The sequence below is a fragment of the Bradyrhizobium sp. BR 1432 genome (assembly GCF_051547705.1).
Taxonomy (GTDB): Bacteria; Pseudomonadota; Alphaproteobacteria; order Rhizobiales; family Xanthobacteraceae; genus Bradyrhizobium; species Bradyrhizobium zhanjiangense.
Genome location: NZ_JBPUGF010000003.1, coordinates 1,988,658 through 2,001,700, shown reverse-complemented (window position 1 = coordinate 2,001,700; position 13,043 = coordinate 1,988,658). Strand labels below are relative to the sequence as shown.

Annotated in this window: 10 protein-coding genes and 3 pseudogenes; 8 read left to right on the top strand and 5 right to left on the bottom strand. The window is 65.8% G+C overall.

Going from position 1 to position 13,043, the window contains the following annotated elements:
- Positions 1–7 precede the first annotated feature (7 nt).
- Positions 8–142, bottom strand: a complete 135-nt coding sequence (locus ACSKB8_RS09535) for a hypothetical protein (RefSeq protein WP_370988996.1) — start codon at positions 140–142, stop codon at positions 8–10.
- Between the two features lie 98 nt (positions 143–240).
- Positions 241–2,142 carry a molecular chaperone DnaK gene (dnaK, locus tag ACSKB8_RS09530; RefSeq protein ID WP_025033017.1) on the bottom strand — a complete coding sequence of 634 codons (1,902 nt, stop codon included), beginning with the start codon at positions 2,140–2,142 and terminating at the stop codon, positions 241–243.
- A gap of 392 nt (positions 2,143–2,534) precedes the next feature.
- Here dnaK and ACSKB8_RS09525 point away from each other — a divergent pair.
- Together ACSKB8_RS09525 and pncA are read left to right on the top strand one after the other, a co-directional pair.
- Positions 2,535–3,477: pseudogene (locus tag ACSKB8_RS09525) on the top strand (hypothetical protein).
- Positions 3,478–3,750: 273 nt separating this feature from the next.
- The gene (gene pncA, locus ACSKB8_RS09520) at positions 3,751–4,473 is read left to right on the top strand and encodes a bifunctional nicotinamidase/pyrazinamidase (protein WP_438103743.1); all 723 of its coding nucleotides are present in this window, start codon (positions 3,751–3,753) and stop codon (positions 4,471–4,473) included.
- A gap of 96 nt (positions 4,474–4,569) precedes the next feature.
- On the opposite strand, the pseudogene grpE reads toward pncA, so the two are convergent.
- Together grpE and hrcA are read right to left on the bottom strand one after the other, a co-directional pair.
- Positions 4,570–5,163 (bottom strand): annotated as a pseudogene (grpE, locus tag ACSKB8_RS09515) (nucleotide exchange factor GrpE); the annotation flags it as partial.
- A gap of 96 nt (positions 5,164–5,259) precedes the next feature.
- Positions 5,260–6,348, bottom strand: coding sequence for a heat-inducible transcriptional repressor HrcA (gene hrcA / locus ACSKB8_RS09510; RefSeq protein ID WP_091882505.1), 1,089 nt, complete (start codon positions 6,346–6,348; stop codon positions 5,260–5,262).
- A 168-nt stretch (positions 6,349–6,516) separates the two neighbouring features.
- On the opposite strand from hrcA, the gene rph reads away from it, so the two are divergent.
- The 3 genes from rph to hemW are packed head-to-tail and all read left to right on the top strand — an operon-like array spanning position 6,517 to position 9,017.
- Positions 6,517–7,230, top strand: a complete 714-nt coding sequence (gene rph, locus ACSKB8_RS09505) for a ribonuclease PH (protein ID WP_438103740.1) — start codon at positions 6,517–6,519, stop codon at positions 7,228–7,230.
- A 10-nt stretch (positions 7,231–7,240) separates the two neighbouring features.
- On the top strand, positions 7,241–7,876 hold the full coding sequence (gene rdgB, locus ACSKB8_RS09500) for an RdgB/HAM1 family non-canonical purine NTP pyrophosphatase (protein ID WP_438103739.1): 636 nt from the start codon (positions 7,241–7,243) through the stop codon (positions 7,874–7,876).
- The gene (gene hemW, locus ACSKB8_RS09495; protein WP_438103737.1) at positions 7,863–9,017 is read left to right on the top strand and encodes a radical SAM family heme chaperone HemW; all 1,155 of its coding nucleotides are present in this window, start codon (positions 7,863–7,865) and stop codon (positions 9,015–9,017) included. Before rdgB ends, hemW begins: the two co-directional genes overlap by 14 nt.
- A gap of 112 nt (positions 9,018–9,129) precedes the next feature.
- Here the strand turns inward: hemW and ACSKB8_RS09490 are convergent.
- Positions 9,130–10,379 (bottom strand): annotated as a pseudogene (locus ACSKB8_RS09490) (penicillin-binding protein activator).
- A 325-nt stretch (positions 10,380–10,704) separates the two neighbouring features.
- On the opposite strand from ACSKB8_RS09490, the gene rsmI reads away from it, so the two are divergent.
- Genes rsmI through gshB form a run of 3 tightly spaced genes read left to right on the top strand, consistent with a single transcriptional unit; the run spans position 10,705 to position 13,010 of the window.
- Entirely contained in the window at positions 10,705–11,667 is a 963-nt protein-coding gene (gene rsmI / locus ACSKB8_RS09485) for a 16S rRNA (cytidine(1402)-2'-O)-methyltransferase (RefSeq protein WP_438103735.1), read from the top strand.
- Complete coding sequence (locus tag ACSKB8_RS09480; RefSeq protein WP_438103733.1) at positions 11,654–12,055, top strand: YraN family protein; 402 nt, start codon at positions 11,654–11,656, stop codon at positions 12,053–12,055. The genes rsmI and ACSKB8_RS09480 overlap by 14 nt, the downstream gene beginning before the upstream one ends.
- 10 nt (positions 12,056–12,065) lie before the next feature.
- Positions 12,066–13,010 carry a glutathione synthase gene (gene gshB / locus ACSKB8_RS09475; RefSeq protein ID WP_091882526.1) on the top strand — a complete coding sequence of 315 codons (945 nt, stop codon included), beginning with the start codon at positions 12,066–12,068 and terminating at the stop codon, positions 13,008–13,010.
- Positions 13,011–13,043: the final 33 nt, after the last annotated feature.

The window sequence follows — 13,043 nt, the reverse complement described above, 5'->3', positions numbered from 1 at the left end:
TCGCGAATCAAGTCGGGGCGAAACGACGCCGCTGCGCAACGACATAGGCAGCCTTGATATAGGCGGCCTTGCGCGTCGCGGCAGAGGGCAGCGTAGCAACATTGAGCATAACGGCTGGGAATTGATTGATCGTAACGGGCATCTGTCTCGCCCGTCCCGACACGTTGGCCTCCCCCGCGAGGGAGGAGGCCTTTAGCGCGTCTGGGGTCCAAGCCGTCCGCATCGTCACCCTCTTGGGGTTTAAGCGGACTTCTTGTTGTTCTTGTCGTCGTCGACCTCGGTGAATTCCGCGTCGACGACGTCGTCCTTGGCCGCATCCTTCTTGGCGTCGGCCTCGGCCTGCTGCTTGTACATGGCCTCGCCGAGCTTCATCGACGCCTGGGCCAGCGTTTGGGTCTTGGCCTTGATCGCCTCGGCATCGTCGCCCTTCAGCGCTTCCTTGAGGTCGCTGACGGCATCCTCGATGGCGCGGCGCTCGCTCTCGGCGACCTTCGAACCGTGCTCGGCCAGCGCCTTCTCGGTCGAATGCACCAGGCCATCCGCCTCGTTCTTGGCGGTCACGGCCTCGCGGCGCTTCTTGTCCGCCTCGGCATTGGCCTCGGCGTCCTTGACCATCTTCTCGATGTCGGCTTCCGACAGGCCGCCCGAGGCCTGGATGCGGATCTGCTGCTCCTTACCGGTGGCCTTGTCCTTGGCCGAGACGTTGACGATGCCGTTGGCGTCGATGTCGAAGGTCACCTCGATCTGCGGCATGCCGCGCGGGGCCGGCGGAATGCCCATCAGGTCGAACTGGCCGAGCATCTTGTTGTCGGCCGCCATTTCACGCTCGCCCTGGAAGACGCGAATGGTGACGGCGTTCTGGTTGTCCTCGGCGGTCGAGAACACCTGGCTCTTCTTGGTCGGGATCGTGGTGTTGCGGTCGATGATGCGGGTGAACACGCCACCCAGCGTCTCGATGCCCAGCGACAGCGGGGTCACGTCGAGCAGCAGCACGTCCTTGACGTCGCCCTGGAGCACGCCGGCCTGGATCGCGGCGCCGATCGCCACGACTTCGTCCGGGTTGACGCCCTTGTGCGGCTCCTTGCCGAACAGCTGCTTCACGACTTCCTGGACCTTCGGCATGCGCGACATGCCGCCGACCAGCACGACTTCGCCGATCTCACCGGCGGTGACGCCGGCATCCTTCAGCGCCTTGCGGCAGGGTTCGACCGTTTTCTGGATGAGGTCGTCGACCAGCGCCTCGAACTTGGCGCGGGTGAGCTTCATCGTCAGATGCTTCGGCCCGGTCTGGTCCGCGGTGATGAAGGGCAGGTTGATCTCGGTCTGCGTCGTCGAGGACAGCTCGATCTTGGCCTTTTCAGCGGCTTCCTTCAGGCGCTGCAAGGCGAGCTTGTCGTTGCGCAGGTTGATGCCCTGCTCCTTCTGGAACTCGTCGGCGAGATAGCCGACCAGGCGCATGTCGAAATCTTCGCCGCCGAGGAAGGTGTCGCCGTTGGTCGACTTCACCTCGAACACGCCGTCGCCGATTTCGAGAATGGAGATATCGAAGGTGCCGCCGCCGAGGTCGTACACCGCGATGGTGCCGGCCTTGGTCTTGTCGAGGCCATAGGCAAGCGCGGCCGCGGTCGGCTCGTTGATGATGCGCAGCACTTCGAGGCCCGCGATCTTGCCGGCGTCCTTGGTCGCTTGGCGCTGGGCGTCGTTGAAGTAGGCGGGAACGGTGATGACGGCCTGGTCGACCTTCTGGCCGAGATGGGCTTCCGCGGTCTCCTTCATCTTCTGCAAGATGAACGCCGAGACCTGCGAGGGCGAGTAGGTCTGGCCGTCGGCCTCGACCCAGGCGTCGCCGTTGGAAGCCTTCACGATCTTGTACGGAACGAGCTTCTTGTCCTTCTCGACCATCGGGTCGTCGTAGCGGCGGCCAATGAGGCGCTTCACTGCGAAGAAGGTGCGCTCGGGATTGGTGACGGCCTGGCGCTTGGCCGGCTGGCCGACGAGGCGCTCGCCGTCATCCGTGACGGCGACGATCGAAGGCGTCGTCCGCATGCCTTCGGAATTCTCGATGACTTTGGCGTTCTTGCCATCCATTACGGCGACGCACGAGTTCGTGGTGCCGAGGTCGATCCCAATGACCTTTCCCATGGTCCTGATATCCTTCTTTTTGCGGCAGGTTGGCTGGGCCCAGAAGGCACCCGACCGAAACCCCCTAAGATCAAACATCCGCGATATTGCGATGATTGAGGCTCATATAGGAGGGGGAGGGGCCCGCAAGGACCGAACGCAAGTTTCGGCCGCGAAAACATCGGGTTTTGGAAGATCATATCCGGGCTCAACCACCCTTGCGGGTGAGGAAATATTAACAGGTTCAGGCCTCGGCAAGCCCCCGCTATGGCAGTCCGCCCCACCCTGTTGCGGCAAGGCCAAACCCGCTAAAAGGCGGTCCGGCCGGCAACCGCAGCGCAGCTGCTCCGCGCGACAAAGCGGCCCAATGGCCGACCATCGAACGGCCTCAATGTGAACCAATCAGAGTGCCCATGAAGCTGATCCGCCCCCTCGTCGCGCTCATCCTCCTCGTCGCCTCGGCGCTTCCGACCCTTGCTGCCGACGCCGTTTACCCGCCTGGCCTGCGCCTCGGCATGGTGCCGCTGATCGGGCTGAGCACGGCCAAGTCCTTTCCGGGCTTCGAGAGCGAGGACGGCAGCGTCAAGGTGCTGATTACCGAGCTGCCGCCTGCGGCCTATGGCGAGGTCGTGAGCGCCTTCAATTCCAATCCGGCCGGTGCGAACGGCGTCAAGCAGGACAAGATCGAGACCCCCGCGGGCCTTGCCTATTTCACCACCGAAAGCGGCAAGGCCGGCGACACTCCGGTGAGGCGTTATTCGATGATCGTGCCGGGCGCAGGCTTCTCCGGCTATGTCGCGGTGCAGATCCCGGAGAATGCGACCAAGATCTACACCGATGAAGCGGTGCGCCAGATGTTTGCGAGCGCCACCACCCGCAAGCAGGTCTCGGCCGAAGAGCAGATCGCGCTGATGCCGTTCAAGATCACCGAGCTCGCCGACTTCAAGGACATCCGCACGCTGGCGCCGGGCTCGAGCATCATCCTGGCCGACGGCAACGAGAGCGCAGGCTATGAGTTCGAAGCCGTTCATGATCCTCGGCCTGATCGGCGCCACCCCGCAGCAGGCCGACGACCGCGCCCGCTTTGCGCAGGAGGCGGCGCTCCAGATTCCCGGCGTGCGCGAGTCGCGCGTCACCATGTCCGAGCCGATCCGCATCAACGGCCAGCAGGGTTTCGAGACCCGGATCGACGGCGTCAGCGGCAAGGACAAGACGCCGGTGACCGTGGTGCAGTGGATCCGCTTCTCGACCGGCGGCGCCTCGCTGCGCATCATCGCCAGCGCCCCGCGCGACCAGTGGCAAGCCGCCTTCACCCGCTTCCGCGCCGTGCGCGACGGCATCCAGCCGAAGGGTTAGTCGCATCCACAAACTGGATGCGCTCCCTCCCCCGCTCGCGGGGGAGGGTTGGGGAGAGGGTATCTCCGCAAGGGGACATTCCCGACGTGGAGAGAGCCCTCACCCGCCGCGCTCTGTGAGCGCAGCGACCTCTCCCGCAAGCGGGAGGGGTTAAGCGAACCCGCCGACCAAGCCCAACCACTCACCAATGTCGGCTGCATTTTCGGGCTTCTGTTCGTATGCGAACGGAACTAGGCTTTCTTCCCGTGGATCATCCTGGAGGGGAGACGAACGATGCTGGATCGGCGACACATGTTGGCGACGCTTGCGACCACGGCGCTCGCGGGCCTCGCTCCAACCGCGCTGTTTGCGGCCGCGTCAATCAAGCCGGACGAGGCCTCCGCGCTGCTCGTGATCGACGTGCAGAACTGCTTCCTGCCCGGCGGCAGCCTTGCGGTGAAGGAAGGCGAGCAGGTGGTGCCTGTCATCAACAAGATCGCGAAAGCGTTTGCGAACGTGGTGATGACGCAGGACTGGCATACGCCCGGCCACATCTCGTTCGCGTCGGTGCATTCCGGCAAGAAGCCGTTCGAGACCGTCGATCTTCGCTACGGCAAGCAGGTGCTGTGGCCGGACCATTGCGTGCAGGGCACCGAAGGTGCCGCGCTGTCGAAGGACCTTGCGATCCCGCACGCCGAACTCATCATCCGCAAGGGTTTTCACAGGGACGTCGACAGCTATTCGGCCTTCCTCGAAGCCGACGGCAAGACCTCGACGGGCCTTGCCGGCTATCTGAAGGGCCGCAAGATCAAGCGCGTCTTCGTCGCTGGCCTCGCGACCGATTTCTGCGTCGCCTGGACGGCGCTCGATGCGCGCAAGGCGGGCTTCGAGGTCTATGTGGTGGAGGACGCCTGCCGCGGCATCGACACGCAGGGCTCGCTGGCAAAGGCCTGGGCCGATATGGCCAAGGCCGGCGTGAAGCGGATTCAATCTGCGGATATCGCGGTGAGTGCGTAAGAGTTTCGCACCGTCATTCCGGGGCGATGCGAAGCGTCGAACCCGGAATGACGGCGAAGCCGTGAGACTCAGTTCGCCGCGCCGCTCGAACTCATTGTTGTTGTTGGCCGCGGGCGCAGCCTTCGCGCCGCCCTTGGCGACACCGACCAGGGCGGGACGCAGCACACGCTCGCCGATGGTGTAGCCGGCCTGCACGACTTGCACCACGGTGCCCGACGGCACCGACGCATCCGGGACCTCGAACATCGCCTGCTGGAAATTCGGGTCGAACTTCTGGCCCTGCGGATCGAACTTCTTCACGCCATGCTTTTCCAGCGCGTTGAGCAGCGAGCGCTCGGTGAGCTCGACGCCCTCGATCAGCGAGGTCAGGCCGGGATCGGCCGCCGCACGGGCCTCGGCCGGAACGGCATCGAGCGCGCGCTGGAGGTTGTCGGCGATCTCCAGCACGTCGCGGGCAAAGCCGGTGATGCCGTAGAGGCGGGCGTCGGCGACCTCCTTGGTGGTGCGCTTGCGCAAGTTCTCCATCTCGGCCAGCGTCCGCAGCATGCGGTCGCGCGCCTCGGCGGATTCCTTCTGCAACGTCTCGACCGAGCCCGGCTCGGGATCGTCGGGCATGATGTAGGGCTTCGAGACCACGGGCTCGCCGGTGGGCGCGGTCGTGTCTTCGGGTTGCCGGTCTTGATCGGTCATCGGCTCTATTCTCGAACTCGTCTCAGGGGATTGTTGGCCCGGATATCGTGCCTAAGCTTACGAAAATCAAGCGCCTGTGATCGGAGGAAACGCCGGTCAGCCCCCCAAAAGGCGACTGACGATGCGGGCGGCGTAGTCCACGGTCGGGATCACGCGGGCATAATTCAGTCGCGTCGGGCCGATCACGCCGAGCACGCCGACAATATGGCCGGCGGCATCCCGATAGGGCGAGATGATGGTGGAGGAACCCGACAGTGAGAACAGCTTGTTCTCGCTTCCGATGAAAATTCGCACGCCTTCGGCGGTCTCGGCCCGGCCGAGCAGGTCGATGACGCCACGCTTGGTCTCGAGATCGTCGAACAACAGGCGCACCCGCTCCAAATCCTCCAGCGCGTGCAGATCTTCCAGCAGATTGGCGTGACCGCGGACGATGAGCTGGCGGTCCTCGTTCTCCCCGCCGGACCAGCTTGCGATGCCAGCCGAGATCACCTTTTGCGTCAGCTGATCGAGCTCGGCGCGGGCCTCGCCGAGTGCGGTCTCCAGCTCGAGCCGCGCCTCGGCCAGCGTGCGGCCGCGGATCCGCGCATTGAGGAAATTACCGGCTTCGGTGAGCGCCGAGGAGGGAACTCCGGGCGGCAGCGTCAGGACGCGGTTTTCGACTTGGCCATCCTCGCCGACCAGGATCACCAGCGCCTTCTCCGGTTCCAGGCGGACGAATTCGATGTGCTTGAGCCGCGCATTGGATTTCGGCGTCAGCACGACTGCGGCGGCACGGGTCAGCCCCGAGAGCCGCATCAAGGCCTGGTCCAGCGCCGCCTCGACCGATTGCGCCTCGCCGACGGAAGAGAGCTGGCTCTGAATGGATTGCCGTTCGGCCTCGTTGAGGTCGCCGACCTGCATCAAGGCATCGACGAAGAAGCGCAGACCGAGTTCCGTCGGCAGCCGGCCAGCGGAGGTATGGGGCGCATAGATTAGGCCGAGCTGTTCCAGATCGGCCATGACGTTGCGCACGGAGGCCGGCGACAGCGGCATCGCGATCAGGCGCGAGATGTTGCGCGAGCCCACCGGCTCGCCGGTCGCGAGGTAGCTTTCGACAATTTGACGAAAGATGTCGCGGGAACGCTCGTTGAGCTGGGCGAGGCCTGCGCGCGGCGCGATCAGATGGATCGGATCGTGATGGGCCACAGACGGTAACTCCTCTCAGATACTCATAATTTGTCCATCCCGGGCGCTTCTGACAAGCGTGGCGTTTACAGGCTCGAAATCAGGGGGTGAAAAAACCTTGCCGCCCACCCTCGCCCCTCCTACAAGCACCGCGAACAGCCTTTTCCCGTGAGTTTTGGAGGATTTCCCATGCGGCCAAGCCGCCGTGCGCCCGACGAATTGCGCCCCGTGACGCTGGAGCGCGGCGTGGTCGAATATGCGGAAGGCTCGTGCCTGGTGAAATTCGGCGACACCCATGTGCTGGTCACCGCCACGCTGGAAGACCGCCTGCCGCCGTGGCTGAAGGGCCAGGGCCGCGGCTGGGTCACCGCCGAATACGGGATGCTGCCGCGCGCAACCTCCGAACGCACCCGCCGCGAGGCCTCCGCCGGCAAGCAGAGCGGCCGCACCGTCGAGATCCAGCGCCTGATCGGCCGCTCGCTTCGCACCATCGTCGACCTCGAAGCGCTCGGTGAGCGCCAGATCACGGTCGATTGCGACGTGCTCCAGGCCGACGGCGGCACCCGCACGGCCTCGATCACCGGCGCTTGGGTCGCGCTCGCCGATTGCATCAACTGGATGAAGGCGCGCAACATGATCAAGACCAACGTGCTGCGCGACAACGTCGCCGCGATCTCCTGCGGCATCTACAATAGCACGCCGGTGCTCGATCTCGACTACGCCGAGGATTCGGAAGCCGAGACCGACGCCAATTTCGTCATGACCGGCGATGGCCGCCTCATCGAAGTGCAGGGCACCGCGGAACGCGAGCCGTTCACCGAAACCGAGTTCCTGGCGCTGATGGCGCTGGCGCGCAAGGGCGTCGCGCGTCTGGTAGACTTGCAGAAACTGGCTGTGGCGTAGTCAATAGGCCATGCACCGCCGAATCACGGACAAGCTCGTCATCGCCACCCACAATCCCGGCAAGCTCGCCGAGATGCGGGAGCTGCTTGCACCGTACGGCATCGAGGCGGTGTCGGCCGGTGAGCTCGACCTGGGCGAGCCCGAAGAGACCGGCAACGATTTCCGCAGCAATGCCGCGATCAAGGCGATCGCGGCGGCGCGGGCGTCCAAGCTCCCGTCCTTCGCCGATGATTCCGGCATCGTGGTCGACGCGCTCGACGGCGCGCCCGGCATTTTCTCCGCGCGCTGGGCCGGGCCAAACAAAGACTTCGCAGTGGCGATGGCGCAGATCGAGCGCCTGCTCCAGGAGCGCGGCGCGACGATTCCGGCGAAGCGCACCGCGCATTTCGTCTCCGCGCTCTGCGTCGCCTGGCCCGACGATCATCTCGAAGAGGTCGAGGCGCGGGTCGACGGCACGCTGGTCTGGCCGCCGCGCGGTACTGCCGGCTTCGGCTACGATCCGATGTTCCTGCCCGATGGCCACAGCCGCACCTTCGGCGAGATGGAGAGTATCGAGAAGCACGGCCTGCCGCCGCTCGGCCTCGGCCTCTCGCACCGCGCCCGCGCCTTCGTGAAACTGGCGGAGATCTGCCTTGAGCCGCGCTAAGGAAGCCTTCGGCGTCTACGTGCACTGGCCGTTCTGCCTGTCGAAATGCCCCTATTGCGACTTCAACAGCCATGTCCGCCACGCACCAATCGACGAAGCGCGCTTCGCCTCGGCCTTCGCCCGCGAGATCGCAGCGACCGCCGAGCGCGCGCCCGGCCGCGAGGTCACCTCGATCTTCCTCGGCGGCGGCACGCCGTCATTGATGCAGCCCGCAACCGTCGGCGCAGTGCTCGATGCGATCGGCAAGCACTGGCATGTTGCTGACGATGTCGAGGTGACGCTGGAGGCAAACCCGACCAGCGTCGAGGCCACACGCTTCGCCGGCTATCGCGCCGCCGGCGTCAACCGCGTCTCGCTCGGCGTGCAGGCGCTCGACGATGCCTCGTTGAAGGCACTCGGCCGCATGCACAGTGCGCGCGAGGCCCTCGATGCCGTCGCCATCGCGCGCCGCTCGTTCGACCGTTATTCGTTCGACCTGATCTACGCCCGTCCTGACCAGACGCCGGCGATGTGGGCCGAGGAGCTGCGTCTCGCGATCGATGAAGCGGCCGAGCATCTGTCGCTCTATCAATTGACGATCGAGCAAGGCACGCCGTTCTTTGGCCTGCACCAGGCCGGCAAATTGAAGACGCCGGACGAAGCCGTCGCGCGTGCGCTTTACGACGTCACGCAGGAAACCTGCGACAAGCTCGGCCTGCCCGCCTACGAGATCTCCAACCACGCGCGGCGCGGCGCCGAGTGCCGGCACAATCTGGTCTATTGGCGCGGCGAGGAATATGCCGGCATCGGCCCCGGCGCCCATGGCCGGCTCGACATCGACGGCGTGCGCCATGCCACCGCCACCGAGAAGCGCCCCGAAGCCTGGCTGATGCGGGTCGAGACCAACGGCGACGGTGTCGTCACCGACGAGCTCCTCAACAGCGAGGAACGCGCCGACGAATTCTTGCTGATGGGATTGCGTCTCGCCGAAGGCATCGACCCCGAGCGTTACAGAGCACTCTCCGGCCGCCCGCTCGACCCCGGCCGCATTGCGCTGCTCCGCGAGGAAGGCGCGATCACGGTCGACGCGACGGGCCGCCTGCGCGTGACCAGCAGCGGTTTTCCGGTGCTGGATGCTGTGGTCGCGGATTTGGCGGCGTAACGAGATGCCGTAGGGTGGGCAAAGCGAAGCGTGCCCACCACACTCATGCGATCTTGCGGAGAGATGGTGGGCACGGCGCGAAGCGCGCCTTTGCCCACCCTACGGCATCTCGTTACGCCCCAAAACTCTTCGGCGAGCCCGCGACCGCAACGCCGCCTCCCTGCGTCACCTTCATCACCGCAAGCCCGCGCTCGTTGGTGCCATCCGCGCGGAAGCGGAACAGGCCGTCGATGCCGGCAAAGCCCGAGGGGTTGGTGAGCACATCAGGTGAGAAGCGCGTGGTGCCTTGCGTGCGCGCGAGCGCGGCGACGAGGGCGACGGCATCGTAGGCGAGCGTCGCGGTGCGTATCGGGTCGGCGCCGTATTTGGTGCGGTAGCGGCCGGAGAAGGCGCGGAAGCCGGCCGGGTCCGGCGCGGCATAGAGGCCGCCTTGCAACGCAGCGCTGGTATAGACGCGCGGATTGTCCCACAGGCCGGTGCCGAGCAGCTGGATGTTACGCAAATTGGCGCCCGCCGCAGTCATCGCATCCGCGACTGAGACGACGGCATCGCCGTCATCGGCAATGAACAGCGCGTCCGCGCTGCCGAGTTGCTGCGCCACGGTCCGCGCCGGGGTGGCGCGATCGGCGCCGTATTCTCGAAGGCGACGATGCGCCCGCCGCGCCGCGGCACCGCCGCCTTCACGGCGGCTTCGACGACGTTGCCATAGGCATTGTCGGGCACGAGCACGGCGACCGAGCGCTTTCCGATGCTGGCGGAATATTCGACGATGCGGTTGACGTCGGACTCCGGCAGGAAGCTGAGCAGATAGACGCCGCGGCCGGCGATGCTGGAATCGGTCGAGAACGCGATCACCGAAATGCCGCGCGTGCGCGCGACCTGCGCCACCGCAGGCACCGACTGCGCGAACAGCGGTCCCAGGATGATCTCGGCGCCCTCATCGACCGCCTGCTGAGCACCCGCTTGCGCGCCTTGCGGGCTGCCATTGTCGTCCTTGATCAGGAGCTGGATGTTCGGGTTCTGGAACTCGGCCAGCGCCATCTCCGCGGCGTTGCGCATGGATTGCGCCGCGAGGCCCGCATTGCCGGCGGCCGAAAGCGGTAGGATCACGGCGACCTTCACCCCGCCGGTGCCCGCGGTCGCGGCCTGTTGCGGCGGGCCAGCCGGCTGAGCCGGGGGCGCCGAGCTGGAAAACGGGTTGGAGAACTGGCTGAGACTTTGCTGCACGCCGGCACAGGCCGACAGCAAGGGCGCGCCGAGCAGAAGGCCGAGCGCACTCCGCCGGGTCGCCGCCGACGATCGGGGCCCGGGAGCGGAAGACTCCTCCAAAGAGGAAGATCTGGGATGACGCGGGCCCACCATGGCAACTTCTCTTCCGACCGGCCGTCGGCAGCCGGTCACTCTTTCCACGACACAAGCCGGGGATTCAGGCATATTGTCGACGAATAGTTAACCAAAACAAAAGGATAATAGCCACTTCACCCGGCCGCCTTCCCGTCCTGGCCAACTGCTCACGCACTCACGCAGCATCAAGGCGGCGTTTCGGTCGCGAATATGGCGCGAGGACCCTCACTCCCTCGCAACGCGATCCCGGATCGATCACATTCCCGTCCGCCCTCACCTCGGCACGATCTTTTTCGAAGAGCCGGTTCCCAGCCCTGCGGATCGTGCCTAAGTTGACTTCATTATGCGCGCAAAGCCGGCCCCGATAAATACGCCTGAAGCTCAAGATGCCGCCTCGCGCGGCTTCTCCATCGACGCCCATCGGCTTACGGCGCCGAAGGCGGCGCCGGGCCTTCATCTGGTGGCGACGCCCATCGGTAATCTCGGCGACATCACGCTGCGGGCGCTTCAGACACTCGCCGGCGTCGACGTCATCGCCTGCGAGGACACCCGCATCACCCGGCGCCTGACCGAGCGCTACGCCATCGCCGCACAACTCAAGCCCTACCACGAGCACAACGCGGAAGCCGCACGCCCAAAAATCCTGGAGGCGCTTGCGGCAGGCGGCTCGGTCGCGCTGGTCTCCGACGCCGGCACGCCGCTGATCTCCGATCCCGGCTTCAAGCTGGTGCGCGAGGTCTGCGCCGCCGGTCATGCGGTGTATGCGCTGCCCGGCCCGTCGTCGGTGCTGGCGGCGCTGTCCGTCGCCGCGCTTCCGACCGACCGCTTCTTCTTCGAAGGCTTTTTGCCGGCGAAATCGGCCGCGCGGCGGTCGCGCCTTGCCGAGCTCGCCCGCATCGACGCGACACTGGTGATGTTCGAATCGGGCAATCGGATGCAGGCCACATTGACCGATCTCGCCGAGATCATGGGTGAGCGAGAGGCCGCGGTCTGCCGCGAGCTGACGAAGTTGCACGAGGAGGTCAGGCGCGCGCCCCTCGCCGAGTTCGCGCGGCAAGCCGACGCGCCGGAGACGCGCGGTGAATTCGTTCTGGTGATCGGTCCGCCTGCAGCAAACGCCGACGTGCTGGCACCGGATGCGCTCGACGGTCTCTTGCGCGAGCAGCTGGCCGCGCACAGCGTCAAGGATGCCGTGGCGCATGCGGTCGCACTCTCGGGCCGGCCGCGCCGCGAGGTCTATGCCCGCGCGCTCGAGCTCGCAAAAGACTTGCACAAGGATTTGCGGGGCGGCGATGGCGAAGACTGAGGTCCCGGCGGAACCGAAAGTCCCCTCGCCCGAGCGCATCGCCGCGTTCCGCACCGGCATCTCGGCCGAGAGCCGCGCCGCCGCCTTTCTCATGGCCAAGGGCTACCGCATCCTCGCCAAGCGTTATCGCACCCCGCACGGCGAGATCGACATCGTGGCGCGCCGCCGCAATCTGATCGCCTTCGTCGAGGTCAAGGCGCGGGCGACGCTGGATGATGCCGCCTTCGCGGTGACGCCGCGCCAGCAGCAGCGCATCATCGATGCCGCACAAGGCTGGCTCGTGGCGCATCCCGAGCATGCCGAATTCGAATTGCGATTCGACGCCATGCTGATTGCGCCGCGATCACTTCCGCGCCATGTGTTGGCGGCATTCGACGCCTCGACCTGAAAGGCAGACCATGAAACTGAACGTCGCCGTCCAGATGGACCCCATCGCCCGCATCAACATCAAGGGCGATTCCACCTTTGCACTGCTCCTGGAGGCGCAGAAGCGCGGCCACGGCCTGTCCTATTACACGCCGGACAAGCTCTCGATGGTCGGCGACGAGCTCGTCGCTCCGGTTCAGCTCCTCACCGTGCGCGACGAGCCCGGCGACCATTTCACCCTCGGGGAGCCGAAGCGCGAGGCGCTCAACGGCTTTGACGTGGTGCTGCTGCGCCAGGACCCGCCGTTCGACCTCGCCTACATCACTTCGACGCATTTCCTGGAGCGGATCCATCCGAAGACGCTGGTCGTCAACGATCCCGCCTCGGTGCGGAACGCGCCGGAAAAGCTGTTCGTGATGAACTTTCCGCAGCTGATGCCGCCGACCCTGATCTCGCGCGACCTCGACGAGATCAACGCCTTTCGCGACAAGCATGGTGCCGTCGTCATGAAGCCGCTGCACGGCCATGGCGGCGCCGCGGTGTTCCGCGTGATGCCGCAGGACATGAATTTCGGCTCGCTGTTCGACATGTTCTCGGTGACGTTCAAAGAGGCGTGGGTGATCCAGCAGTTCATCCCCGAGGTGAAGCACGGCGACAAGCGCATCATCCTCGTCAACGGCGAGTTCGCCGGTGCGGTGAACCGCGTGCCGGCCGCGGACGACCTCCGCTCCAACATGGTGCGCGGCGGCGCGGCGCAGGAGACCGAGCTGACCCCGCGCGAGCGCGAGATCTGCGCCACCGTCGGCCCGGCGCTGCGCGAGCGCGGCCTTCTGTTCGTCGGCCTCGACGTCATCAACGGCAACCTCACCGAGATCAACGTCACCTCGCCGACCGGCATCCGCGCCATTACGCGGCTCGGCGGCCCTGATGTTGCGGCGAAGATCTGGGACGCGATCGAGCAGAAGCGGAAGAAGTAGCATTCTGCAATGATTTGGCTGGGGAGTGCGCGA